The organism is Streptomyces sp. NPDC086787, from assembly GCF_044745865.1.
GTDB lineage: Bacteria > Actinomycetota > Actinomycetes > Streptomycetales > Streptomycetaceae > Streptomyces.
Window position 1 is genome coordinate 27,792 of record NZ_JBIVBC010000014.1, and the last position, 22,947, is coordinate 50,738.

23 protein-coding genes and 1 pseudogene are annotated in these 22,947 nt (G+C 70.7%); 9 read left to right on the plus strand and 15 right to left on the minus strand.

Features of this window, described 5'->3' with window-relative positions:
* Positions 1 to 123: 123 nt before the first annotated feature.
* Entirely contained in the window at positions 124 to 1,596 is a 1,473-nt protein-coding gene (locus ACIPK3_RS26840; RefSeq protein ID WP_402573648.1) for an alpha/beta hydrolase, read from the minus strand.
* A gap of 130 nt (positions 1,597 to 1,726) precedes the next feature.
* Entirely contained in the window at positions 1,727 to 2,488 is a 762-nt protein-coding gene (locus ACIPK3_RS26845) for a YqjF family protein (protein WP_402573650.1), read from the minus strand.
* Positions 2,489 to 2,633: 145 nt separating this feature from the next.
* On the opposite strand from ACIPK3_RS26845, the gene ACIPK3_RS26850 reads away from it, so the two are divergent.
* A complete protein-coding gene (locus tag ACIPK3_RS26850) occupies positions 2,634 to 2,825 on the plus strand; it encodes a phosphopantetheine-binding protein (protein ID WP_402573652.1) in 192 nt (63 codons plus the stop codon).
* A gap of 64 nt (positions 2,826 to 2,889) precedes the next feature.
* Here ACIPK3_RS26850 and ACIPK3_RS26855 read toward each other — a convergent pair whose 3' ends face one another.
* Entirely contained in the window at positions 2,890 to 3,834 is a 945-nt protein-coding gene (locus ACIPK3_RS26855) for an NADP-dependent oxidoreductase (RefSeq protein WP_402573654.1), read from the minus strand.
* A gap of 138 nt (positions 3,835 to 3,972) precedes the next feature.
* Here ACIPK3_RS26855 and ACIPK3_RS26860 point away from each other — a divergent pair, with 138 nt between their 5' ends.
* From ACIPK3_RS26860 to ACIPK3_RS26885, 6 genes are all read left to right on the plus strand, one after another.
* Positions 3,973 to 4,536 carry a TetR/AcrR family transcriptional regulator gene (locus ACIPK3_RS26860; protein WP_402573656.1) on the plus strand — a complete coding sequence of 188 codons (564 nt, stop codon included), beginning with the start codon at positions 3,973 to 3,975 and terminating at the stop codon, positions 4,534 to 4,536.
* 315 nt (positions 4,537 to 4,851) lie between these two features.
* Complete coding sequence (locus ACIPK3_RS26865) at positions 4,852 to 5,757, plus strand: LysR family transcriptional regulator (protein WP_402573658.1); 906 nt, start codon at positions 4,852 to 4,854, stop codon at positions 5,755 to 5,757.
* A gap of 119 nt (positions 5,758 to 5,876) precedes the next feature.
* Positions 5,877 to 6,443: a cysteine dioxygenase gene (locus tag ACIPK3_RS26870; protein WP_402573660.1), complete on the plus strand. Its 567-nt coding sequence runs from the start codon at positions 5,877 to 5,879 to the stop codon at positions 6,441 to 6,443.
* The gene (locus ACIPK3_RS26875) at positions 6,443 to 7,531 is read left to right on the plus strand and encodes a YeiH family protein (protein ID WP_402573662.1); all 1,089 of its coding nucleotides are present in this window, start codon (positions 6,443 to 6,445) and stop codon (positions 7,529 to 7,531) included. Before ACIPK3_RS26870 ends, ACIPK3_RS26875 begins: the two co-directional genes overlap by 1 nt.
* Positions 7,532 to 7,740: 209 nt before the next feature.
* Entirely contained in the window at positions 7,741 to 9,108 is a 1,368-nt protein-coding gene (dacB, locus tag ACIPK3_RS26880) for a D-alanyl-D-alanine carboxypeptidase/D-alanyl-D-alanine-endopeptidase (protein WP_402573664.1), read from the plus strand.
* A 214-nt stretch (positions 9,109 to 9,322) separates the two neighbouring features.
* The gene (locus ACIPK3_RS26885) at positions 9,323 to 10,189 is read left to right on the plus strand and encodes a YihY/virulence factor BrkB family protein (RefSeq protein WP_402573666.1); all 867 of its coding nucleotides are present in this window, start codon (positions 9,323 to 9,325) and stop codon (positions 10,187 to 10,189) included.
* Positions 10,190 to 10,243: 54 nt separating this feature from the next.
* On the opposite strand, the gene ACIPK3_RS26890 is transcribed toward ACIPK3_RS26885, so the two are convergent.
* The 10 genes from ACIPK3_RS26890 to ACIPK3_RS26935 all read right to left on the minus strand — a co-directional run bounded on the left by ACIPK3_RS26890 (position 10,244) and on the right by ACIPK3_RS26935 (position 19,205).
* Positions 10,244 to 10,972, minus strand: a complete 729-nt coding sequence (locus tag ACIPK3_RS26890; protein ID WP_402573667.1) for a rhomboid-like protein — start codon at positions 10,970 to 10,972, stop codon at positions 10,244 to 10,246.
* Positions 10,973 to 11,049: 77 nt separating this feature from the next.
* On the minus strand, positions 11,050 to 11,532 hold the full coding sequence (locus ACIPK3_RS26895; RefSeq protein WP_402573669.1) for an SRPBCC family protein: 483 nt from the start codon (positions 11,530 to 11,532) through the stop codon (positions 11,050 to 11,052).
* A 51-nt stretch (positions 11,533 to 11,583) separates the two neighbouring features.
* A complete protein-coding gene (locus ACIPK3_RS26900; RefSeq protein WP_402573671.1) occupies positions 11,584 to 12,042 on the minus strand; it encodes an RrF2 family transcriptional regulator in 459 nt (152 codons plus the stop codon).
* A gap of 92 nt (positions 12,043 to 12,134) precedes the next feature.
* Complete coding sequence (locus ACIPK3_RS26905) at positions 12,135 to 13,034, minus strand: TauD/TfdA dioxygenase family protein (protein ID WP_402573673.1); 900 nt, start codon at positions 13,032 to 13,034, stop codon at positions 12,135 to 12,137.
* 46 nt (positions 13,035 to 13,080) lie between these two features.
* The gene (locus ACIPK3_RS26910) at positions 13,081 to 14,436 is read right to left on the minus strand and encodes an LLM class flavin-dependent oxidoreductase (protein WP_402573675.1); all 1,356 of its coding nucleotides are present in this window, start codon (positions 14,434 to 14,436) and stop codon (positions 13,081 to 13,083) included.
* A gap of 116 nt (positions 14,437 to 14,552) precedes the next feature.
* Positions 14,553 to 15,521, minus strand: coding sequence for an ABC transporter permease (locus ACIPK3_RS26915; protein WP_402573677.1), 969 nt, complete (start codon positions 15,519 to 15,521; stop codon positions 14,553 to 14,555).
* Entirely contained in the window at positions 15,518 to 16,360 is an 843-nt protein-coding gene (locus ACIPK3_RS26920; RefSeq protein ID WP_402573679.1) for an ABC transporter ATP-binding protein, read from the minus strand. The genes ACIPK3_RS26915 and ACIPK3_RS26920 overlap by 4 nt, the downstream gene beginning before the upstream one ends.
* 3 nt (positions 16,361 to 16,363) lie before the next feature.
* Positions 16,364 to 17,473: an ABC transporter substrate-binding protein gene (locus ACIPK3_RS26925; RefSeq protein ID WP_402573680.1), complete on the minus strand. Its 1,110-nt coding sequence runs from the start codon at positions 17,471 to 17,473 to the stop codon at positions 16,364 to 16,366.
* 254 nt (positions 17,474 to 17,727) lie between these two features.
* Positions 17,728 to 17,820, minus strand: a complete 93-nt coding sequence (locus ACIPK3_RS26930; protein WP_402573682.1) for a putative leader peptide — start codon at positions 17,818 to 17,820, stop codon at positions 17,728 to 17,730.
* Positions 17,821 to 17,975: 155 nt separating this feature from the next.
* Positions 17,976 to 19,205, minus strand: a complete 1,230-nt coding sequence (locus tag ACIPK3_RS26935) for an acyl-CoA dehydrogenase family protein (protein ID WP_402573684.1) — start codon at positions 19,203 to 19,205, stop codon at positions 17,976 to 17,978.
* A 633-nt stretch (positions 19,206 to 19,838) separates the two neighbouring features.
* Between ACIPK3_RS26935 and ssuE the strand changes: the two genes are divergently transcribed.
* Both ssuE and ACIPK3_RS26945 read left to right on the plus strand, forming a co-directional pair.
* Positions 19,839 to 20,396, plus strand: coding sequence for an NADPH-dependent FMN reductase (gene ssuE, locus ACIPK3_RS26940; RefSeq protein ID WP_402573686.1), 558 nt, complete (start codon positions 19,839 to 19,841; stop codon positions 20,394 to 20,396).
* Between the two features lie 121 nt (positions 20,397 to 20,517).
* Positions 20,518 to 21,316, plus strand: a pseudogene (locus tag ACIPK3_RS26945) (MATE family efflux transporter); the annotation flags it as partial.
* 213 nt (positions 21,317 to 21,529) lie between these two features.
* Here the strand turns inward: ACIPK3_RS26945 and ACIPK3_RS26950 are convergent.
* Together ACIPK3_RS26950 and ACIPK3_RS26955 are read right to left on the minus strand one after the other, a co-directional pair.
* Positions 21,530 to 22,480: a M48 family metalloprotease gene (locus ACIPK3_RS26950; protein ID WP_402573688.1), complete on the minus strand. Its 951-nt coding sequence runs from the start codon at positions 22,478 to 22,480 to the stop codon at positions 21,530 to 21,532.
* A complete protein-coding gene (locus ACIPK3_RS26955; protein ID WP_402573690.1) occupies positions 22,477 to 22,851 on the minus strand; it encodes a BlaI/MecI/CopY family transcriptional regulator in 375 nt (124 codons plus the stop codon). The genes ACIPK3_RS26950 and ACIPK3_RS26955 overlap by 4 nt, the downstream gene beginning before the upstream one ends.
* Between the last annotated feature and the right edge of the window lie 96 nt (positions 22,852 to 22,947).

Sequence of the window (22,947 nt, forward strand, 5' to 3'; positions counted from 1 at the left end):
TTCCTGGCCCCGCCCTCCCCCGTGGGGCGGCGGGCGGGCGCCCGCCCCCCCCCCGGGGGGGGGCCCCCCCCCGGGGGGGCCCCCACCGCGGGTCGGGAGCCGGCGATCACCGGTGACGTGTCGTCAGGGGGTGGGCGGGGGACTTGCCTTGCAGGTCGCGTCGGCCGTGGGGAGCTGCCCGGTCAGCAGGTAGTGGTCGCCGTAGGCGTCCATGCAGGCGTTTGTGTCGAACAGGTACTGGCCGTGGTTGCCGCCGGCCGCGACGACCAGACGGGAGCCGGACAGCGCCTGGTGCATCCGCTGTGCGCCGACGAGCGGCGTCGCCGGGTCGTCGTGCGACTGGAGCAGCAGGACCGGTGGGACCTTCACCGATCCGATCTTCACCGGCGGGGCCGTGGGTGCCTTCCAGAAGGCGCAGGGCGCGTTGATCCAGGTGTTCATCCAGGCGAACAGCGGTGCCTTCTTCGCCGCGGCGGTGGTGTCGTCGTGCCAGGTCTGCCAGTTCCGCGGCCAGGCGTCGTCCACGCAGTTGTAGGCGAGCCGGGCGGGGTCGACGGCGCCGGCCGCCAGCTGCTTGGAGGCGCCGACCAGGGAGGAGGGGTCGCCCTTGCGGTAGTCGGCGACCGTACTCGCCAGGTCCGGCCAGGACAGGTCGGTGTAGAGGGCCGAGGCCAGCAGGTCGTCGAGTTCCGTCGCGCCCGCCTGTCCGCTCGCGGGGGCGGTGCGCAACTTGGCCCGGACCGCCGTCCAGGTCGCCGACACCTTGGCCTCGGTGCTGCCCAGGTGGTAGGTGCGGTCGTTGAGAGCGGCCCAGGCGAAGAACTGACGGGTGCGCTGTTCGAGTGCCGGGTTCTGCTCGTAGGTGGCGGCGTAGTCGCCGACGGCCGGGTCCATCACGCCGTCGAGGATCATCCGGCCGGTGCGGGAGGGGAACAGCGTGGCGTAGGTCGCTCCCAGCCTGCTGCCGTAGGAGTAGCCCAGGTAGTCCAGCTTGGACTGGCCGAGCGCTTCGCGGACGCGGTCCATGTCGCGGGCGGCGTTCGCGGTGGAGACGGAGTCGAGCAGGGCGCCGGAAGCCGTGGCGCACCGCTCAGCGATGCCCCGGGCGATCGATGCCCGGGCCTGCTCGGCGTGGGCGTCGGCGGGTGTGTAGTCCGGAGCCGGGTGTTTGACGAGCTTGTTGGCGTCGCCGCAGGAGACCGGGGAACTCGCGCCGACTCCCCGGGGATCGAAGCTGACAACGTTGTACTTCGCGGCGACCTCGGGAGACATCGAGGCCCAGACCGGCTGCGCGGCCTCGACGCCCGACTGCCCGGGGCCGCCCGGGTTGACCACCAGGGTCCGTTCGGCGTCCCGGTCACCCACCTGCGACAAGGTGAGGGTGATCTGAGGGCCGGTCGGCTTCGCATAGTCCAGCGGAACCTTGATCGTGCTGCAGTAGGTGCCACGCGGCGCCTGTGACCCGGCCGGACAGGCGCCCCATGTCAGTGCCGATGTGCCTTTCGGGGCCGCCGTGGCGGTCACCGGGGCGGCGAGCCCGGTCAGGCCCAGGGCTGTGGCCACCGAGAGGGTGAGGAGCCGCCTGGTCGAGGTCACTTGGGTTCCGCCTTCCGGAAGGTGCTCGGGACTGGTGCGGCGTGCGGGACCTCGTGTCACGGTCGCCCGGTGCCGCTGAAGTGGAGGATGGCAACGGGCGGTGTTCGGTTGCCGGGCGGCACGCCCGACTTCACCGACTTGAGGCGGAGTCCATGAGCGCTGGGAGCACGGTCGGCGCTCCAAAGCGGACCGAGACACCGGGGGAGTAGAGCACGCTGACCGGCGGGTCCGTCATGGGTGGCAGCCCGGCGGCCGTGACCAGGTCGTCGTCCAGATGCAGCAGCTGGGCGCGGTGCAGCGGCCACGGCGCGTGCTCGTTGGGCAAGTGCGCCGTACGGCCGTGCCACGACACATGCAGACCCCAGCGAGCGGTCAGAAACTGCTCCAGCGGGGTCGGTTCGGCGATCGGCTCTCCGATCCGCACGACGGCCCGGCTCGCCGCGGCCCGGTTCGCCGGGCCCCGCCGACGGCAGGTGTAGGTGATCGTGTCCTCCTCGCGCCGAAGCCGCATAGCCGACCACAGATACGGCAGTCGCACGCCGAGCCGGCCGACCAGCGCCGGTATCAGCCGGGCCGCGTCCAGGGACCGGAACACGACGCCGCGCCGGCCCTGCCCGTCCACCGAGTAGAGACGCACGTTCGTCTCGCAGAACGTGCCCAGATACGGCAGACCCGGTCCGGGTCCCAGGCCGACGCCGCGCATCAGGAACGGGACCAGGCCGACGTAGGTCACCCCGTCGAGGGTGTCGGGGCGGGTGCCGGCCGGAAGCAGCGGCGCCACCTGCTCCGGGTCCACCGGCCAGTGCAGGAAGGACAGTTCGTGCCACCCCTGGACCAGCGTGGCCCGACGTACGGGACGGGGAGTGGACGTGGTGATCGGCTCGGTCTTCATGACGCGGTTTTCTAGCACAGGCATTCGAGACAGGTTGTCCCCGGCCCGTCGCGGGCCGCCGTCCTCCCACCGGTCGACGGGGCGGGTCCGGCGTTCCCGTTGGGTCGTGGCCGCGGCCGGTCAGGACCCGCCCTCCGTCCGGTGCGTGCAGCCGACCCAGCCCGTCCAGGACATCCTCGACGACGAGAACCTCGTCGACTACGGCCTGGACTCCGTCCGGCTGATGGCCCTGGTCGGCCGCCGGCGCAGTGCCCACGGCATCGACGTGTCCGCCAGGGACCTGGCCGAGCGACCGGCCGTCGAGGAGTGGGCCGCCCTGCTGGGGGCCACCGGCTGAGGCTCGCTCACGGCCCGGGCTCCGGCGGACGGCGTGTGGCCCGGGCGGCTCCGGGACGGGCGATTCAGGAACGGGTGAGGACGACCTTGCCGACCGCCTTGAGGCGCCCCTCCTCGTAGTCACGCAGCACTTCGATGGCCTCCTCCATCGGGAAGGTCGCGCCGACGTTGGTGACCAGCCGCTTCCCGCGGACGGCCTCGACGGCCCGGTCGAGGCCGTCGGTGTCGGCTATCGCGAACGCCGGCTTGGCCCGCCGATTCGTCGTGAGGGTCCACAGATGTCGCAGACTCGGTGTCATCGTGCGGAAGCAGCCGTCCGGGGCGAGCACGGCCTCGACGTCGCCGTACATGTACCGGTCCGACAGGTCGATGATGGTGTCGTAGCGCCCGCGGCGCGCGGCCAGGGACTGTGTCCGGTAGTCGAGGACCTCTTCCAGACCGAACGACTGGAGCGCGTCGGCCGCGCCCCCGCCGGCGACGGCCGTCACGAGTGAGCCCGCGTCGCGGGCGAACTGGACTGCGTAGAGCCCGATTCCGCCGCCGGCGCCGAGGACCGCGACGCGGTGGTCCTGCCGACCACGGCGTGGTGTCAGATACTTGGCGGCCACCTTCGCGCCCGTGGCAGCACCCATCGGCAGGGTGCTCGCCTCGGCGAAGTCCAGGCCGTCGGGGATGCGGCGGACCTGGTCCGCCTTGATCTTGACGAGATCCGCGAAGCCCCGGAAGCGCGGTGCGGACAGGCCCATCACCGCATCGCCGGGTGCGACCGTCGAGACACCCGGGCCGAGGGAGCGCACCACGCCGGCGAAGTCGAGTCCCATGCCCCTCGGGGAGGGCTCGAACATGTTGGCCACGCCCAGCTCGCCGGTGCGCATCTTGATGTCGGTCGGGTTGACCGACGCGGCCCTGACCTCGACGACGATCTCCTTCGGCCCCGGCGTCGGCTCGTCGGCCTCGGCCCATTCGAGCACTTCCGGCCCGCCGCGACGCCGGTACTGCAGTCGCTTCATGTCGTTGATTCCTCTCTTTGGGCTGCTGCCGGGGCAGGGGCAGATGCCCGCCACCTGAATCATGCAGAGCGTATGATTACAGGTCCTGTATATCATACGCCACGTATGATTCTTCAGGTGCGCGCGTATGATCACCGCATGTCGAACCACCGGCGCCGCCCGACCATGAGCAACCCACGGGTTCAGCGCACCCGCGCCCGGGTGCTGGCGGTCGCCCGTGATCTTCTGCCCGAGCTCGGCCCCGCCGGGCTGACCTACGCCGTGCTCGCCGAACGCGCCGACGTCACCCGGCAGACCCTCTACCGGCACTGGCCCACCCGGGCGAACCTGCTGTCGGACCTGCTGCTGGAAGGCCCCGACGTGGGCTACCCCGAGCCCGGCGACGACGTGCGCACGGTCGCCACGGAATGGCTCGTCAGCCTGCGCGCGGGCCTCGGCGACCGGCGCACCCGCGCCGCCGTCCACGCCGTCATCGCGCAGACCGACCACGACCCCGACAGCGCACAGGCGCTCACGCGGATCGTCGAGAACCGGCACGCGGCCTTCAACACCCTGCTGGAACCCTCCGGTCGGCAGATCACCGCCGACGAGTACTCGCTGCTGACCTCACCCGTGCTCTTCCGCCTCCTCGTCGAGGGGTACGAAGTCACCGACCACTTCATCGAAGCCGTCGTCACCCAATGGCTCGGCAGGCCGGATTGACGCCGGCAGGGCGGGGCGTGAGTTCCGTCCCGGCCCACGCGGTTGGTGACCGGCTGAGGAGGCCGTCGTGCACGCCACGGTCGTCAACATCGAACCCAGGTGCGGCATACCGCCATCAAAGCCGCCGTTCCGGCCTGCATGGGACTGTCATGCGGTCAGCCCACACCCGGCCACCCCGACGACTCCGGGTCCGGACCGTCAAGGGTCGCCTCACGAGGAGCGGTTGGCCCACGCCGGCCGGGCCGTCCTCGCCGAGGTGAAAGCAATGGAGCGGCTTCCTCCGTTCATCCCAATTTCTGCTTATGCTTCACCACTGTGTTCGACTCCCGGTACGTCAAGACCTTCTACGAGGTGGTGAGGACAGGTTCGTTCTCAGCCGCCGCCCGCTCACTGGGCTACACCCAGCCTGCTGTCAGCCAGCAGATGAAAGCCCTGGAACGGGACGTCGGAACCCCGCTGTTCACTCGTGTCGGCAGGGGGATCCGGCTCACCGAGGCGGGTGAGGCGCTGCGACGGCACTCGGCCTCCATCCTGGACAGCCTCACCGCCGCCCAGGAACAGATAGACGCCATCTCCAGACTGCGGTCCGGACGGGTGCGGGTCTGTGCCTTCCCGAGCGCCGGGGCCACCCTGCTGCCCAAGGCGATGGCCCGGGTCGCCGCCGAACACCCCGGTATCAGGGTCGAGTTGCTGGAGAGCGAGCCGCCCGAGTCCTTGCAGCTCGTGGCGCGGGGCAACTGTGACATCACCCTCGCCTTCAGTTATCCGGGGCAGCACACGGAGGTCCCCGAAGAGCTGGAGGAGATCCCGCTCATGGAGGATCCACTGACCGTGCTGCTCCCCACGGGGCATCCGCTGGCCAGGCGTCGAGGGGTGCGGCTGGCGGATCTCGCGCACGAACGATGGATCGCGGGTTGTGTGCGCTGCCGCACGAACTTCCTGCACGCCTGCGCGGAAGAAGGCTTCACCCCCGACATCGCCTGCACCACCGACGACAACCTGGTGATGCAGAGCCTCGTCGCGGCCGGCGTGGGCATCGCCATGGTGCCCGCTCTGGTGCTGTCGTTCCTCTGCCACAAGAATGTCACCGGCCGGATCGTGGAACCCCACACCCGCCGCCGGATCTACGCGTACGCTCTCCGTGACCACCTGCGCATCCCCGCGACGGCCCTGGTGCTCGACCGGCTCAGCGAGGTCGCCGCGTCGAAGTCCGGCTGCTGAGAACCGGGCCGAGCGGCCCGTCGGCCGGCCCGGCACCGTCCTTCCCATAAGCGGACGTTGGGGCCCCGCAAAACAATCGTCCTTGGACGTGTGGCCTTCCGGCCACGGACGCTGCGTGCATGACCCCTCCGAACACGGCAACGACCACCGCGCCCCGCACCACGGCCCGGCTGCGGGCCCTGGTGACCGAGATCCGCGCGACCGTGAACCGGGGGCTGCCACCGGGCCCCACCGCGGACCTCGTGGCGGACCGGCTCGGCCCGCACCTCGGCACCCTCGACCTCCTCACCCCCGAGCACTGCGAGGGCGACCCCGACTGCTACCGCCAGCACCTGCTGCACGCGGAGCCGGACGGGAGCTTCTCGGTCGTGGCCCTGGTCTGGCTGCCCGGACAGGTCACCCCGATCCACGACCATGTGTCCTGGTGTGTGACGGGCGTTCACCAGGGCGAGGAGCATGAACGACGCTACGCGCTGGTTCCGGACGGCAGCGCGGCCAGGCTGGTCGCCACCCAGGACGTGGTGAACCCGGTCGGCGCGGTCGCCGCGTTCGCCCCGCCCGGCGACATCCACCTCGTGCGCAACGGCGGTACGGACACGGCGCTGTCCATCCATGTCTACGGCGCGGACGTCTCCCGCCTCGGCAGCAGTGTCCGGCGCGTCTACCAGCTTCCGGCCAACCGGTAATGGCACTCGCCGGATCACGTACGAGCGGGCCGCGCGCGACCGGCGTCCGCGCGAGCGGAGTGCCGGGGCGCCGCCGGATCGCCGGGGCGATCGGTGCCGTTGGAACGGGCGCCGGGCCCGGACTCGCGCTGGCCGCGGCGGGCGTGGGCATCGCGTGGCTGACGCACCGGGCCGTGCCCGATGTGCCGATGCTGACCGCGGCCGTCGTTCTGGGTGTGGCCGCGGCGCACACCCCATGGCTGCGCACACGGGTCCGGGGAGTCTGTCGTCCCGGGCTTGGGCTGGCGGCAAAGCGACTCATGAGGGCCGGAATCGTGCTGCTCGGCCTGAAGCTGAGCATGGCGGACGTCCTGGGTATGGGCTGGGCGACGGTCGTCATGGTCGTCGCGGTGGTGGCCGCGACCTTCCTGGGCACCTGGTGGCTGGGCCGTCGGCTCGGACTGCCCGGCGGCCAGCCGTTGTTGATCGCCACCGGCTACGCCATCTGCGGCGCCTCGGCGATCGGCGCGGTGAGCGCGGTGCAGGACAGCGAGGAGGACGACGTCGTCACCTCGGTGGCCGTCGTGACACTCTGCGGAACGCTCGCCATCGCCGTACTGCCCCTGCTCCAGGGGCCGCTCGGCCTGGCGGACGCCGAATTCGGCCGCTGGGTGGGGGCGAGCGTCCACGACGTCGGCCAGGTGGTGGCCACCGCCCAGACCGCCGGCGGCCCGGCACTTGGTGAGGCCGTGCTGGTGAAACTCATGCGGGTGGCACTGCTGGCCCCGCTGGTCGCCGCCATGGCGATCACCGCCCGCCGCCGTGGCAACACCGCTCCGGGAGCGAGCCGCCCGCCGCTGGTGCCGCTGTTCCTCGTGGGCTTCCTGGCCGCGGTGACGCTGCGCACGACGGGCGTGCTGCCCGACTCCCTGCTGGGGGCGGCCGGTGTCGTGCAGGAACTCCTGCTCGCGACGGCCCTGTTCGGCCTGGGCAGCGCCGTGCACCTGCCGTCGTTGACCAGGACCGGAGGCAAGGTGGCCGCGCTCGGACTGGGTGCCTGGATCCTGATCGCCGCCGTGTCCTACGTGGGTGTGCTGCTGACCGGCTGAGGCCGCGGCACCGGGAAAGTGGTCCGTGCGGGCGTCCGCGAACCAGGACGATTGCCCGTTCGGGCCCGCCCGTTGCCCGTCGGTTCCCCATCGGCTGCCCGCTTGGACAAAGCCGATGATCTCTGGCCGATTTCATGTGGGAGGGCTGATACATTGCGCTTGATTTTGTCTCATTCAGACCCCCCACGCCTGAAAGCCCTGAACTCCCCATGAACGAAATAGCTGTCGAGACATCCGAGAACACCTTCCTTCCGGGTGGTCGGCGTCGGCATCGCAAGGCCAGACAGCAGGGCACGGGAACCGGCCTGCGCCGGGCTCTCGTCCTCGCCATCGCGGCACCCATGACCACCGCCGCGCTGGCGGGCACGTCCGCCTTCGCCGCGGACAACGCTGTCGCGAAGACGGCCAAGGCCGACGGCCTGGACGCCGACGACCAGAAGATGGCCGCGAACCTGGAGACCCGCGTACTCGACCAGCGGCTCGGCTCGAACGTGAGCGGCGTGGTCCTCGACGCGGGCTCGGACGCCACGATCTGGGGCCACAACGCCTCCACCGCGCTGATGCCGGCCTCCAACGCCAAGCTGGCCACGTCGACCGCCGCCCTGACCGTGCTCGGCCCGGACCACCGGTTCACCACGAAGGTCGTCTACGGCCACGGCACGCTGACCCTCATCGGCGGCGGTGACCGCACCCTGACCAGCGCCGACCTCGCCGAGTTGGCGAAGACCGCGGTCGCCGGACTCAAGGCCGCGGGTCTGACCACCGTGAAGGTCCACGTCGACGACAGCCTGTTCCCCGAGCCGACCCTGGCCGACGGCTGGAACGACGGCTACTACCCCGACACCGTCGCCCCGGTCCGCGCGCTGGTCGTCGACCAGCACGGCGTCCAGGACACCTCCATCGACGCCGGACAGGTCTTCGCGAAGCAACTCGCCGCGCAGGGCGTCAAGGTCACCGGCGACGTCACCCGTGCCGTAGCGAGCCCGAAGGACGTGCCGGTGGCCCGGCACAAGTCGGGGCCGCTGTCGGCCATCGTCCAGACGATGCTCCAGCACAGTGACAACAACATCGCCGAGACCCTGCTGCGGATGACCGCCCTGGGCGCCGGCCGCCCGGCCACCTTCGAGGGCGGCACCGAGGTCCTGCGGCACGTCCTGAGCGGGGTGTACGGAGTCTCGCTCGACAACTTCGTGCTCCACGACGGCAGCGGCCTGTCCCGCAACGACCGCGTCCCGGCCGCCACCCTCGCGCAGATCCTCGAACTGCTGACACAGCCCCGCTACGCGCCCACCCTCGGCTCCATCCTCAAGGGCCTGCCCGTCTCCGGCGACGCCGGCGGCACGCTCAGCCCGGCGTACGGACGCTTCGACGGCGAGCACTCCAAGTGCGCCGTGGGCAAGGTGCACGCGAAGACCGGCACCCTCACCGGCGCCATCGCGCTGAGCGGCCTGACCCAGGGCAAGGACGGCAAGTGGAAGGTGTTCTCCTTCATCGAGAACGGCGCCACTGCTGACCAGAACGCCACCAAGGACGCCATGGACGACCTGGCCGCCACCGTCAACGGCTGCTACGCGTAGGTCTGTTGCCCCCGGTTCACCCTCGCCGCGGCGGGGGTGAACCACGTGACGGGCGTACTGCCACGGCACGACCGACCACCTCCAGGGAGTATCGGGCCCTGATTCCGGGCAAGCGGGAGTCGATCCGGGTTGGAGGTGGTCGGGCATGCGCGCACCATGCGCCCCACGCGCAGTGAAGAACACGAGGAGGGGCGCCGCCCGCGGTGCCCCCCGGATGCGACCGCCCGCCGTCTGGTGGCCGGCGCTGCGGCGCACACCGGTCTCGCTGTGGAACGACGACATCTCGGACTACGCGGCCGCACTGACGTACTACGCGATCCTCGCCGTGCTTCCCGCCCTGCTGGTCGCGGTCCTGGCGTTCGGGCTGATCAGCCCCGGCACGGCCGAGGAGTTCGTCACCCAGGTGACCGCGTACGCCCCCGCCGACTCCGCCGCGGATCTGCATTCCGTCCTGTCCCGTGTGCTCGGCGCGGACCGGGGCGCGTGGCCGCTGTTGGTGACCGGGACCGTCAGCGCACTGTGGTCCGCCTCCAGCTACCTGGCCGTCTTCCGCCGTGCCCTGCACAGCATGTACCGGGTCGAGGACCGGCGTTCGCCCTGGCGCAAGGCACACCGCATCCTGCTCACCGCCCTCGTGCTGCTCACCCTGCTCCTGGCCGGCTCCTCCGCCCTGCTGCTGACCGGTCCGCTGGCCCACGCGGCGGGCCGGGTGCTGGGTCTGGACGCCACCGCGGCCTGGGGCTGGAGTCTGCTCCGCTGGCCTCTGCTGCTGTGCCTGGTGATCCTGCTGGTCGTGGTCGTCTTCCACACCGGCCCGGCTCCGGCACGCCGACGCGATCACAGCCTGCCCGGCGGCATCCTGGCCACAGCACTCTGGCTGGCCGTCTCCACGGGCTTCTTCCTGTACACCTCCACCCTGGGCACGTACAGCAGGCTCTACGGCTCCCTGGCCGGAGCCGTGGTCTTCCTCGTCTGGCTCTGGCTGTCCAACCTCGCGCTCCTCGCCGGCGCGCAGTTCACCGCGGAACTCGGCAAGGACCGCGCAGCCGGTGAGAGGGTCGGGGAGGCTTCCGCGGCGTAGCGGCCGACCCACCGCTCGGAGAGTCCGGCCGTGCGGAGGAGCCTGCCTGCGGCGTTACGCCTGCGGTTCGCGAGCGGCGGAGACCGGCCGGGCGACCCGCTCCCGTGACCGCCCGAACCCCGGGACGGCCAGCAGCCCGAAGCCGATTACTGCCGCGATGAGATGACCGAGGGTGGTGAAGTCCGGCAGCGGCCCGGTCCATATGACACCGCCGAAGGGCCATGCGATCACGAAGGCCGCCCAGGGCAGCCGGCCCCGGCGAGGCAGGGCGAGCGTGCCGACCGCGAGCACGGTCTGGGCGCCGTAACTGATCCCGAAGTCCGGGGCGTGCCGTACAGCCTCCGGATACCAGCCCTGCCGCAGTGCGACGACGATGACGACAGCGGTGAGCAGGGTGGCCGCGACATGCCCGCCGAGGAACACAGCGACGGCGCGGCGCCTTCCCAACCGGTACTCCACCCAGGCCAGGAAGCAGCAGACCCCGAGGCCCAGAGTGATCAGGGTCCCGACGAAGTCGACCGAGGACACATCCGTGAGCGTGCCGTCGAAGAACAGCACACTGCCGAGCAGCGCGGCCACCGGATGGCTCCGCAGGTTGTCCAGGTTGGTGCTGACGTAGCGCAGCACGTCGGCCGCGCGCTCCGCGGAGAGCCCGTACCGCACCCAGGCGTGGCTGATCAGGAGCAGGCAGACATAGGCGAGAGTCAGCGGTGCACGGCGCGGGTACGCGCGGGCGGCGCGGAGCAGTCCGCTCAAGGGGCCCGACAGGGACTGGTTGTTCATGCTCAGAGATTGTCCTGCCCGAGCCGAGGGCCGGAACCGGCGGGGTATCGACTGCCGACCCGGGACCGGCCGGAACCTCACATGCGTCCCGCCGCGCCGGGCCGCTCCACATAGGACGCGAGGTGGGCCAGCGAGGACGCGATCCCGGCCTCGTGCACCGCCTGATCGATGCCGGCCGGCACGTCCGTGGCGGTGACGGTCACTTCGGTCCCGTCCCCGACGGCTTCGAGATGCCAGGTCATCGTCATGGTGCCCGTGTAGGACGGGTCTTCGGCCTCGAACACCGCGTGCTGCACCACGCGCTTCGCCGGATCCAGTGCGGTGAACTCGATGTCGACCACGTCCGTCACGTCCGACGTCTTGCCGGGGCCGCCGGTGGGGTCGAGGTGGGTGAGGGTCATGCGGAATCCGCCACCGGGCCGCGGATCCCACCGTTCGATCCGCCCACGCATGCCGTCCGGCGGCAGCCACGCCTCAAGGGACTCCCGGTCGAGAAGAGCACGGTAGACGACTGCCGGCGGAGCGCCCATCGTCCTGCTGCCGCGGTCGGTCCTGGTCATCGTGCGATTCTTGCACCGTTCCACGAACATCACCCTGATGCCGGGGGCGTGTCAGGGGTTCGTCCAGGCCTCCGGGCCCTCGGTCAACGCGGACACCTTGGCGGGCAGTCGGGCGAATGCGACGTCGGCGAGCGACACACCGTCGAGAATCTCGCGCACGTTGGACCGCAGTGCGATCCACAGGGGGAGCAGCGACTCGGCCGGACCGGTGTAGGACAGCTCCGGTGGGCGGACCCCGCGCACCGAGACCAGCGGCCCGTCCACCACGCGGATGACATCGGCGATGCTGATGGACTCGGCGGGCCTGGCGAGCCGGTAGCCGCCACTGCCGCCGCGCCGGCTGACGACGAGACCGCCTCTGCGCATGTCGTTCAGAATGCTTTCGAGGAACTTGTGCGGGATGTCCTGGGCGGCGGCGATGGCTTCGGCCTTCAGCGGCCCGTCACTCCCCGACACGGCGAGCTGCAGCGCGGCACGCACCGCGTAGTCCGCCCTTGCTGAGATCCGCATGAGCCCAGTATCCCGTACCGTCCGGCTCGACAGCCGCTCCGGGCGGCCCGTCGGGCGGGGGCAGGTGGTCCCGCCCGACGGCCCGCGGGGTTTCAGGCCACGGCAGGGGTGTAGTGGGAGGCGTCGTCACCCTCGATGACACGGCTGAGGGTGCCGTCGACACCGACGGGCACGTCACCCGCGACGGTCACCCGGTGCAGCAGACGTGCGAGGTCGCCGTAGTCGTCGGGGGCGTAGTGCTGGGTGATGCGGTTGTCGAACAGGACGAGGTCACCCGGCGTCCAGGCCACGCGCACGATGTTCTCGGGCCGGGTGACGTACGACTGGAAGATACGGAGTAGGTCGCGCGAGTCGGAGGGGCCGAGGCCGACGATGCTCTGGGCGAAGCCCCCGATGAACAGCCCGCGCTCCCCGGTCTCGGGGTGGACGCGGACGACGGGGTGCGCCGTCCGGTACTTCCGGGACACGAACCGCCTGCGATGCTCCGCGGCCTTCTCGTTCTTCGGGGCGGCGTAGTCGTAGTCGTTGGTGTGCACGGCCCACAGCTTGTCCGCCAGCTCGCGCAACGGCGCGGGCAGATCACGGTAGGCGGCGGCCGAGTTGGCGATGAGGGTGTTGCCGCCGTAGGGAGGGACCACGATGCTGCGCAGCGTGGACGCCTTCGGGGGTGTCCGCACGAAGGTGACGTCCGTGTGCCAGTGGTTGGCGCGGATGCCCTCGTCGCCATCGACGGGCAGGATCTCGGACTGGCCCTCGACGGAGGGCACGGTGGGGTGCGCGGTGGTGAGCCCGCCGAAGTGGGAGGCGAAGCGGAGCTGGTCCGCGTCGTCGAGCCGCTGGTCGCGGAAGACGAGCGCCTTGTGCTCCAGGAGCGCGGAGTTGATCTCGGTCACGACTGCCGGGTCGAGTTCGGTGGAGAGGTCCACACCGAGGATCTCGGCGCCGATACGGCCGCCGATCCTACGGATGTCGAAGACGGTGCTGGTGGTCATGTGCGACTGTCCTTTCGAGAGGTGACCAGTGAGGTGTGCGGACCGCCTACGCCGACAGGCCCTGGCCGACGGGCGTCGCGGCCAGGCGGTTGGCGGGGCGGGCCAGGCCGTAGTGTTCGCGCAGGGTGCGGCCGCTGTACTCGGTGCGGAACAGGCCGCGTCGCTGGAGGATCGGTACGACGTGGTCGACGAAGTCCTCCAGGCCGTCCGGAAGATGGGGCGGCATGATGTTGAAACCGTCGGCGGCGCCCTGGGTGAACCACTCCTCGAGCTGGTCGGCTATCTGCTCGGGGGTGCCGGCGAAGACGCGGTGGCCGCGTCCGGCGCCGAGGCGGGCGATCAGCTCGCGCAGGGTGAGACCGTCGCGACGGGCAAGTTCGGCGACGAGTGTGAAGCGGCTCTTGTTGCCGTTGATGTCCCGCTCTTCGGGCAGGTCGGGCAGCGGGCCGTCCAGCGGCAGTCCGGTCAGGTCGGTACCGAGCATTCCGGAGAGTTGGGCGAGCCCGTATTCGGGAACCTGCAGATCCGTCAGTTCCTGTTCGAGTGCACGGGCTTCGGCCTCGGTAGAGCCGATGACGGGGGCGATGCCGGGAAGGATCAGCAACTGTTCCTCGGTGCGGCCGTACCGAGGCAGCCTCGACTTGAGGTCCTTGTAGAAGGACTGGCCGTCGGCGAGGGTCTGCTGGGCGGTGAACACGGCCTCGGCGTACTGGGCGGCGAACTCCTTGCCGTCCTCCGACGAACCGGCCTGCACGAGCAGCGGGTATCCCTGAGGGGTGCGCGGTACGTTCAGGGGGCCCTGGACCCCGAAGTGCTCGCCACGGTGGTTGATCTCCCGCACCTTGTCGGTGTCGGCGTAGACGCCGCGTTCCCGGTCGAGCAGGATCGCGTCGTCCTCCCAGCTGTCCCACAGTTTCGTGGCGACCTCGACGAACTCCCTGGCCCGCTCGTAGCGGAGCCCGTGCTCCAGGTGCTCGTCCTGCCCGAAGTTGCGGGCCTCGTTCACGGTGCCGGAGGTGACGATGTTCCACCCCGCCCGGCCACCGCTGATGTGGTCCAGGGAAGCGAACTTGCGGGCGGTGTGGAAGGGCTCGTTGAAGGTGGTGGAGACGGTGGCGATCAGGCCGACGTGCTCCGTGACCGCCGCCAGGGCCGACAACAGCGTCAGGGGTTCGAAGCCGCCGAGCGCGTTGTGCCGGACCTTGCCCCACAGGGCGAGGCCGTCGGCGAGGAAGACCGAGTCCAGCAGGCCGCGTTCGGCGGTCTGCGCGAGCTGCTGGAAGTAGCGCAGATCGGTGACGCGTTCGGGCTGGGTACGGGGGTGTCGCCAGGCGGCGTCGTGGTGGCCGGCGTTCATCAGGAAGGCGTTGAGATGCAAACGGCGGAAGGGGGCCGTGGTCATGGCGTACCTCGGATCGGGGAATCGGGGAGTCGGGGGAGAGGGTGGAGGTTGGGGGAGAGGGTGGGAGGAACGGGGGAGAGCGGGGCGGAGGAGGGCAGGGGACGAACAGGGCTCTCTCAGCCGCCGGCGGGCACCCGCCAGGAGCTGAGCCGCTGCTCCACGGTCACCAGGAGCTGGTTGAAGACCATGCCGATGACGGAGATCGTGACGATGCCCGCGTACATCTGCGGGATCGCGAAGTTGTACTGCGAGGCGTTGATCAGGTAGCCGAGGCCCGCCTTGGCGCCGATCATCTCGGCCGCGACCAGGACCAGAATGGACGCCGCCCCGGCCAGCCGGACGCCGGTGAAGATCACCGGGACCGAGGACGGCAGGATCACCTTCTGGAAGAGCCGGAGCGCGGACAGATCCATCGACCTCGCCAGCTTCAGCAGGGTCGGGTCGACGTTGCGGACCGCGCTGATGGTGTTGAGCAGGATCGGCCAGGTGCACGCGTACACCACGATGGAGATCTTCGAGGTCTCGCCGATGCCCAGCAGCAGCACGAACACCGGCAGCAGGGCCAGGGCCGCGGTGTTGCGGAAGACCTCCAGCAGCGGTCCGAGGAGGTCGGCGACCGGCCGGTACCAGCCGATCAGCAGGCCGAGCGGGACGGCGACGGCCACGGAGAGACCGAATCCGCTGAAGGAGCGCACCAGGCTGGCGCTTGCGTTGTCGGCGAGTTGGCCATCGGTCGCCAGTCCCCACCAGGCGTCGGCGACCTCACTGAAGGGCGGCAGGAAGGTCCGGTCGACCAGGCCGAGCCGCGGCGCGGTCTCCCAGAGCAGCAGCAGTGCCACGATCGCCGCGGACTTGATCGCGCCCTTGGCCAGCAGGTACGGCAGCCGGCGGACCGCCCGGCGGAACCGGGACGGCCGGGAGGCGACCGGGCGGACCGGCGACGCCGAAGCACCGGCCGGGGCGGACGGGACGGCCGCGGCGGGGGGAGCGGCCGGGGCGGGGGGAGCGGCCGGGGCGGGTTGGACGGCGCTCACGGAGCCCGGTGCGGTGGGCTTGTCGGTGGCCGTGCCGGTGACGGGACTCATACGGAAGCCTCCTCCTTCTCCAACTGCTGGGCCCTGGCCACCTCGTCGTGCAGCAGCGACCAGATCTCGTGCCGGTGGCGCGCGAACTCGGGACTGGACCGGAGGTCGTCGGTCGCCGTACGGGAGTCGAAGGCGACCGGCACGATCTGCTTGATGCGGCCCGGCCTCGACGTCATGACAGCGACGCGCTGTCCCAGGTAGACGGCCTCGTCGATGCCGTGCGTGATGAAGACGACGGTCTTGCCCGTGCGCTGCCAGATACGCAGCAGTTCGTCCTGCAGCGACTCCCGCGTCTGGGCGTCCAGCGCCGCGAACGGCTCGTCCATCAGGAGCACGTCAGGGTCGTAGGCGAGGGATCGGGCGATCGCCACGCGCTGCCGCATGCCGCCCGACAGCTCATGCGGATGACGGTTCTCGAAACCGGACAGGCCGACCAGGTCCAGGAACTCCCTGGCACGTGAAGCCCGTTGACGCCTGGGGACGCCGGTGGCCTCCAGACCGAACTCGACGTTGCCCTGGGCGGTGCGCCACGGAAGCAGCGCGTACTGCTGGAACACGACGCCTCGGTCCAGGCCCGGGCCCGTGATGGGCTCGCCGTCCAACAGGATCTGCCCGTCGGTGGGCTGGGCGAGCCCGCCGAGCAGATCCAGCAGCGTCGACTTGCCGCAACCACTGGGACCGACCAGGACGACGAACTCGCCGGCCGCTATCTCCAGATCGATGCGGTCCAGGGCGGTGAACCGGGCGCTCTGCCGGTCCCGCCTCGCTGCTCGGCCCTTGACGTCGAAGTCCTTGCGCACCTGTTTGAGGGCGATCTTGGGCGTGGTGGTTTCGGGCATGGGTCAGCTCCCGCTCGTCGAGGAGGTCTTCGAGGAACTCGTCGAGGAAGTCGGCGAATGGCTGGTCGAAGGGCCCGCCGACTGGCTCGTCGCGGAGGAGGCGGCCGCGTTGAACTCGTTCGTGTAGAGGTCGGCCGCCTCGACCTGCCCCTTCTTGATGTCGCCGCGCTCGACCAACCAGTCGATCCACAGCCGCAGTTCCTTGTCGTTGATCCGGCCGGCCGTCTCGGCGACTCCGAAGGACCGCCAGTACTTCAGCGGTGCGGTGTCCTCGTTGCGGCCGCGCTTCTTCACGATGTCCGTCATCCGGGCGACGACTTCTTCGCGCGGAGTGGAACGGGCCCACTCGATGGCTCTTCCGACGCCGGTGACGAAGACCCGGGCCGTGTCGGGGTTCTGCTTCAGGAAGCGGTCGGTCATGACGTAGGTGCCGGCGCTGAACGCGCCGAGCAGTTGGTAGTCGGTGAAGAGCGGCCGGACTCCACCGGCCGCCAGTGCCTTGTCGCGCAGGATTCCACCGAGCACGGCCACGTCTATCTGCTTCTGACGCAGCGCCTGCTCGGTGTTGACGGGCGGCACCACGAGAGGCTCGGCCTTCCCGATCTCCCCCTGCGACAGACCGCCGCGCTGCAGATAGATGTCGAGCATCGCTTCGGAATGGGCTCCGAGGGTGTTCATGCCGACCTTCTTGCCGATCAGGTCCTCGGCCGAATGGATCGCGCTGTCCTCGCGGACGTAGAAGCCGTTGTAGGCGTACTTGTCGGAGCCGTAGTAGCTGATGACCGCCTTGACGGGGGCCCCGTTGGCCGCCAGTTTGACGACCGCGCCGTTGAACGCGCCACCGAAGTCGACCTGGTCCGTGGCCGCGGACTGGATGTCCTGGGGACCGCTGATGGTGTTGCCGACCCACTTCAGCTTCACATCGTTCAGGTGGCCGAGGTCCTCGGCGAGTTCCGGCAGGGTGACCTGGCCCGCCCAGCCCTGGTACCGGAGGGTCTTGGTCCCGCCCTTGCCGGAAGAGGCTCCGTTCGCGGTCGTGCCGCAGCTCACGGCCACTGCCGAAAGACCGAGCAGAGAGAGGAAGTGACGTCGGGTCGATGCCGTCGTGGCCATGGGAGGTTCCTGTTCGAGATCGGTGGAGCGGCTGGAGTGCGTACTGCCATCCCGGGTCCGCCGGCGCCGACGGGACGGTGCGGCGCATGGCGATGCACATCAGCGCACGGAAATCGCGGAATGACGGGAGCGGAATGACGGGAAATCAACTGCGCCGGAATGGGAAACGGGGAGTGGGGAGCCCGAAGCCCGCGGAGAAAAGGGACTCGGCGCAGCGGCCGGCTGTCAATGGGAGCGCGGGAGAGCTGTGCCTGTCAGCGGGTGCGGCGACCGGCGGCACAGATGGCGCTGGCCTGACGTCGCAGGTCGACGTGCAGGCGCGCGGCGAGGTTCTCGGACTTGCTCACAGCCACGAGGCTTGCAGCGAATTCAGGTCAAGTCAATGTCGCATCAGTTCACGTCTCATATCCTGAGTCGTTCGACATACGCGTGAAGTATGGCGTTCACAATCGACCGAACGACGGGCACGGTGAATTCGCCCGTGCCGGTCGGGCCGTCGTGGTCAGGCAGGCAGGACGAACGGAGGGTGTGCGCCGTTGAGGAAGTAGTCCCCGATGTCGCGGAGCCGATGGGACACGGGCTCGTACAGGGTGTGCGTCCGGGCGTTGCGCCAGAAGCGGTCGAACCCCAGCCGCGAGGAAGCCGCATGGGCACCGACGACGTCGAGGGCGTGGGTGGTGGACTCCTGTACGGCCCGGGAGGCGGCCGCTTCGGCCATGGACACGAGGATCGCGATGTCCACGTACTCGTCGTAGGTGAGGTCCTCACCGCGTGCCAGCCCACCGTGCACGGCCTCCAGAGCCTGACCGGCGAGCGCGGACGCGGAGCGGGTGAGGACCGTGAGTTCCCCGTGGACGGTCAGCACCTGCGGGTCCTGGGCGGAGCCCACCGGCCTGGCCGGGTGCGAGGGGAAGTGGCCCACCCGGCTGTACTCCCTGGCTTCGGCGAGTACCCCCTCGGCCATGCCGAGACGGAGCTGGGCGGAGAGGAGCCGCCCGACCGGTGACACCAGAGCTGCCAGGGGGGACAGGATGTCCTCGTCCGCGGACAGGGAACCGAGTATGTCGTCGTCGGCGACCGGTACGGAGTCGAACTCCAGGCTCCCGCCGGCCGCGAGCCGCTGGCCGAAGGTGTCGATGTCGCCGTCGGTCCTCACGCCGGGCCGGGCGGGATCGACGACGACGGCGAGTGGTTCCCCGGTGTCGGCCCGCACGGCCCGCACGGCGAGGCGGTCGGCGACCAGAACCCCGGTGGAGCAGCTCTGCCGACCGTCCAGCACATGGCCGCCGCCCCTCCTGGTCAGCGTGAGTGGGGACTCCTGACGGGCCAGACCACCGCCCCAGCACCACTGCTCCGCCGCACACCGCCGTTCGAGCCGAGCGGCGCGGGAGGGCTCGGTGAGGAACCCGGTGCTCCAACACAGGAAGTAGTGGGAGGCGAGCAGTTGGCCGATCGCGCCGTCGGCCCTGGCGATCTCCCGGACCACCGCGTAGGCCGTGGGCCAGTCGCTGCCGCCTCCCCCGGACCCGGCCGGCACAAGAAGCGTCAGCAGCGCCGCCTCGCGCAGGCGGTTGAGTTCGTCGAACGGGACCTTGCCTGCCTGTTCCCGGGCCACAGCGTCCGTGGCCAGGTCGTCCGCCGTCTCGCGGGCCACGCGCAGCCAGTGCGAACGGCCGGGCACGGTCGGTTCGGACTCCGAAGCGGGACCGGACGGTGCGGTGGCAATGCCCATGGCTGTGGTCTCCTCAAGGTCGACAACAAGATGTGATGCCGGGGCTCTCCTGTGTGCCGCACACCGACCAAGTCGTAGCTGTGCGTGAGACATGTCCTTCATCCTGCGTATCCCGCTGGGAGCCGTCAACGCTTCCCCAGTAAATCACTAGGAAATACCGGGACCGAGCCGATCGTCCGGCATCCGGGCCTCGGTTGACGAGTCGCGAGATGTACTGCTCAACTGACCGCATGAACGCCGAGCAGCGCCTGGTCACCCGTGACCACATCGACTTCGGTCGAGTGTGGTCCGCCGCGTGTTGCCTCTGAAGCGGCAGCGGACTGCCTGACCGCTCCCTCCCCTTCCCGCTCACCCCGTCGGGCCCTGCTTCGGCCACCGCCCGTGTCGCGTGCCTGACTGCCGAGCAGTTTGACGGTCCGTCATCCGCCATGCAGGTCGCGAAGCATGCGATCGAGAACGGCATGTGTCCCAAGTCGCCGTAGCGCCGGAACCTGCCGGGCGAAGCCGTGGCGTACGCGAAGCCCCAAGGGCGTGACCCGCCCCGCGACGCGCGGCCCGTACGGATTGCCCTCCCTCTGCCTCCCTCCTCCTTCCCTCACCAGTCCCAAGTCTCCCGTTCCCGAAGGGTCCGCCATGGCCACCGTCCTGTCCGTCTCCGGAAGTCCCTCCGCCACCTCCCGCACCGCCCGCCTGCTGCGCCACCTGGACACCCGGCTCACGGCCCAGGGGCACGAGGTGATCCCGCTGGACGTCCGCACGATCCCGGCCGAGGCGCTGCTCGGTGCCGACTTCCTGCACCCGGCGATCGTCGAGGCGACCGCGCTGTTCGACCGCGCCGACGGGGTCGTGATCGGCACTCCCGTGTACAAGGCCGCCTACTCGGGACTGCTGAAGGCGTTGCTCGACCTGCTGCCGCAGCACGGTCTGACCGGGAAGACGGTCCTTCCGCTGGCGACCGGCGGGACCACGGCACACGTCCTGGCGATCGACTACGCCCTGCGCCCGGTGCTCAGTTCCATGGGAGCCGCGCACATCGTCCAGGGCTGGTTCACGCTGGACAAGGACATCGCGGTGGGCGGTGACGGCACACTGACCCTCGCCCCGGATCCGGCCGCAGCTCTCGCCCAGGTCGTCGACCGGTTCTCCGAAGCCCTCTCCACCCGCACGGCCCCGCTGGCGGCAGCCCTGTGAGGACCCCGGCCGTCGCCGCCGACGGCAGGCGAACGGTGTGAGCACCGGCGGTCGACCGTGCCCAGAAGTCCGGCCTGACATGCGAAGTTCGCTCGGTTGCCGCGACCGGTAGATTGGGCGGACTTTCGGCCTGCCCCGGCTCGGCCTCACCGGCATCGGCGTCGCCGCCAGCAGCGTATACCTGCTGTCCTTCCTCGCCCTGTACGCCTCCGCGCGTCAAGGCACCGACCTCGCACCCCTGTTGAGCCTGGCGTTCCGGCGCGCCGACGCCCCCACCGTCCGCCGTCTGCTGGGCCTGGGAGCGCCCATCGCGGCCACCTACGGATCCGAGGCCGGCTTCTTCTTCGTCACCGCGCTGTTCGCCGGCAGCTTCGGCACCGTGGCGCTCGCCGCCCACACCGCCGTCAACCAACTCGTCTACATCGTCTTCCAGGTCGCTGTCGGCCTCTCCCACGCGGCCTCCATCAACGTCAGCCGCGAACTCGCCCTCGGCGACCACACCGCCGCCCGCCGTATCAAGAACACCGCCCTCGCCTGTGGAGCCGCCGTCACCACGCTCGTCGGCATCTTCTATCCCGCCGCACCCCACCTGGTCCTGCGGCCCTACTTCGACGCCGGATCCGAGGCCGATCAGCAGGGCCTGCGGATCGCCACCGGCCTGCTCGTCATCGTCGCCGTCCTGCAGTTCTTCGGCTGCGCGCAGAACATCGGCGTCCGGACTCCTCCGCGGCCTCGACGACACCAGGAGCGGCTTCCGCATCGCCCTCATCGGCTACGGGGCCGTCGGCCTTCCCGCCTCCTGGCTGCTCTCCCACCCCCTCGGCGGCGACACCCGGGGGCTGTGGCTCGGGCTGCTGATCGGTCTCGCCACCACCGCCGTCCTCCTCCTTCGCCGCTACGGCCGAGCCCTGGACGCTTGAGCCGCCACCGCACCCGCCGCTCCCGTACCCGGCGTCTGACCGGCCGCGCCGGGAACGGGCGCGACGCCCCGGAGGACTGGAGCACGTCCCCCATGCGCGCCAGAGTGGTGTCGACGGCGCCGCGTTCCTTCAGCCACGACCGGCGTCGGGCCGCTCCTGCACCGGTGCGAGTCATACGCGAGGCTGCCCCAAGTCGACGGCACCACGGCCTCGTCAGTCGGAGGGGTGCTCGCCCTGTGCGATCTCGACGCCGCGGTGCAGCCAGACGGCGCCGGCGAGGGATGACACACCGGATGCGGTGCACAGCAGGGTCATCGCCATCAGGGTCGGAGCCATGCGCCGCGCGGGAGCCTGGGTGAGCAGGGCTCTGACCCGCGCAGGCACGGGGCCGGTCGTCACCCCGGCCGCGAGGGTCGGCCCGCCCGGCCCGGTTCGGCCGGGAGGCCGGGAGGACACGGCGAGGGCGGCACGCCCGACGGCCCGCGCGGTCAGCCGCCGATCTCCGCACGTGAGGGCGGCGGCCTCGTCCGCCGCGCGCTCCGCGGCGAAGGAGACGATCGCGATGACGCCGGCCAACGCCGGATGGCACCAGCCGGCGAGCCGGGCGACCGCCAGGAACAGATGGTGGCGGGCGGTCAGGTGCGCGCGCTCGTGCCCGAGCAGCGCCTCGCGTTCCCGTGGGTCCAGTGCCCGGAGCATCCCCGCGGTCACCACGATCCGGCCCCCGGTCCGCAGGCCACCCGGGAGCGCGAACGCGTCAGGCCGGTCGTCGTCGAGCACACACATGCCCCCGTCCTGCGGCAGTCCCGCCACCTGCCTGTGGGCCGCGCGCAGCCGCCCCACCTCCGCCGCGGCGCCACGCGTCCCGACGATCACGGTCCCGGCGAGCGCGCCGGCCGCCAGCGCCGAGGCGCCGATGGCGACCAGGGCCGGTCCCGCGTCGAGCGGTTGGAGCAGGTGAGCCATCCCGGCGAGCGTGGGCAGGCGCAGTGCGAGCGGAAGCAGAAGAGTGCCCAGACAGGCGACCACCCCAAGGGCCAGCGCGGCGGCGGCGACGGTGATCGCGCACAGGGCGATGTCCGGGCGTACCCGCTCGGCGGTCCCTCGTGCCAGTGGCGGCAACGCCCAGGGCAGCAGCAGGGGGATCAGGAGGAGGGCGATCATGCGTGGTCGTCCTTCAGCAGGCGGCGCAGCTCGGCCTCGTCGTCGGGACTGAGTCCCTCGACGAACCGGGCGAGCACGAGGCTGCGGTCGCCTCCGCCCTGGTCGAGTTCGCGGTGCATGCGTCGGGCGGTCAGCCCGTGTGAGTCCTGTGCGGCGAAGTAGACGAACCCGCGGCTGCCGGGCCGGCGGCCCACCAGCCCCTTCTCGCACAGGCGCCCCAGCAGCGTCGCCACTGTGGTGCGCGCCAGATCCTGGGACAGGGCCGCTCTGACCTGGGCCGCCGATTGCGGTGCGTCGGCCGCCCACAGTGCCGCGAGCACGCCGGCCTCCAACTCGCCGGCGGCTCTGCGCTGACCCTCGGTGTCCGTCACGGAACCGCCTCCACCCGCGAGCCGTCTGCGATCGCGCAGATCGACTACTTCCTTGTAGACATTATAGGCGCTCGCTCGCGGCGTGCGATCGTCTAC

What these genes read in the sequence shown, in the direction of transcription:
- ACIPK3_RS26845 (WP_402573650.1), bottom strand. Translation starts at nt 2,488, where the DNA reads ATGAAGACCGAGCCGATCACCACGTCCACTCCCCGTCCCGTACGTCGG.
- ACIPK3_RS26855 (WP_402573654.1), bottom strand. Translation starts at nt 3,834, where the DNA reads ATGAAGCGACTGCAGTACCGGCGTCGCGGCGGGCCGGAAGTGCTCGAA.
- ACIPK3_RS26860 (WP_402573656.1), top strand. Translation starts at nt 3,973, where the DNA reads ATGTCGAACCACCGGCGCCGCCCGACCATGAGCAACCCACGGGTTCAG.
- ACIPK3_RS26870 (WP_402573660.1), top strand. Translation starts at nt 5,877, where the DNA reads ATGACCCCTCCGAACACGGCAACGACCACCGCGCCCCGCACCACGGCC.
- ACIPK3_RS26875 (WP_402573662.1), top strand. Translation starts at nt 6,443, where the DNA reads ATGGCACTCGCCGGATCACGTACGAGCGGGCCGCGCGCGACCGGCGTC.
- dacB (WP_402573664.1), top strand. Translation starts at nt 7,741, where the DNA reads ATGAACGAAATAGCTGTCGAGACATCCGAGAACACCTTCCTTCCGGGT.
- ACIPK3_RS26885 (WP_402573666.1), top strand. Translation starts at nt 9,323, where the DNA reads ATGCGACCGCCCGCCGTCTGGTGGCCGGCGCTGCGGCGCACACCGGTC.
- ACIPK3_RS26890 (WP_402573667.1), bottom strand. Translation starts at nt 10,972, where the DNA reads ATGAACAACCAGTCCCTGTCGGGCCCCTTGAGCGGACTGCTCCGCGCC.
- ACIPK3_RS26895 (WP_402573669.1), bottom strand. Translation starts at nt 11,532, where the DNA reads ATGACCAGGACCGACCGCGGCAGCAGGACGATGGGCGCTCCGCCGGCA.
- ACIPK3_RS26900 (WP_402573671.1), bottom strand. Translation starts at nt 12,042, where the DNA reads ATGCGGATCTCAGCAAGGGCGGACTACGCGGTGCGTGCCGCGCTGCAG.
- ACIPK3_RS26905 (WP_402573673.1), bottom strand. Translation starts at nt 13,034, where the DNA reads ATGACCACCAGCACCGTCTTCGACATCCGTAGGATCGGCGGCCGTATC.
- ACIPK3_RS26910 (WP_402573675.1), bottom strand. Translation starts at nt 14,436, where the DNA reads ATGACCACGGCCCCCTTCCGCCGTTTGCATCTCAACGCCTTCCTGATG.
- ACIPK3_RS26915 (WP_402573677.1), bottom strand. Translation starts at nt 15,521, where the DNA reads ATGAGTCCCGTCACCGGCACGGCCACCGACAAGCCCACCGCACCGGGC.
- ACIPK3_RS26920 (WP_402573679.1), bottom strand. Translation starts at nt 16,360, where the DNA reads ATGCCCGAAACCACCACGCCCAAGATCGCCCTCAAACAGGTGCGCAAG.
- ACIPK3_RS26925 (WP_402573680.1), bottom strand. Translation starts at nt 17,473, where the DNA reads ATGGCCACGACGGCATCGACCCGACGTCACTTCCTCTCTCTGCTCGGT.
- ACIPK3_RS26935 (WP_402573684.1), bottom strand. Translation starts at nt 19,205, where the DNA reads ATGGGCATTGCCACCGCACCGTCCGGTCCCGCTTCGGAGTCCGAACCG.
- ssuE (WP_402573686.1), top strand. Translation starts at nt 19,839, where the DNA reads ATGGCCACCGTCCTGTCCGTCTCCGGAAGTCCCTCCGCCACCTCCCGC.
- ACIPK3_RS26950 (WP_402573688.1), bottom strand. Translation starts at nt 22,480, where the DNA reads ATGATCGCCCTCCTCCTGATCCCCCTGCTGCTGCCCTGGGCGTTGCCG.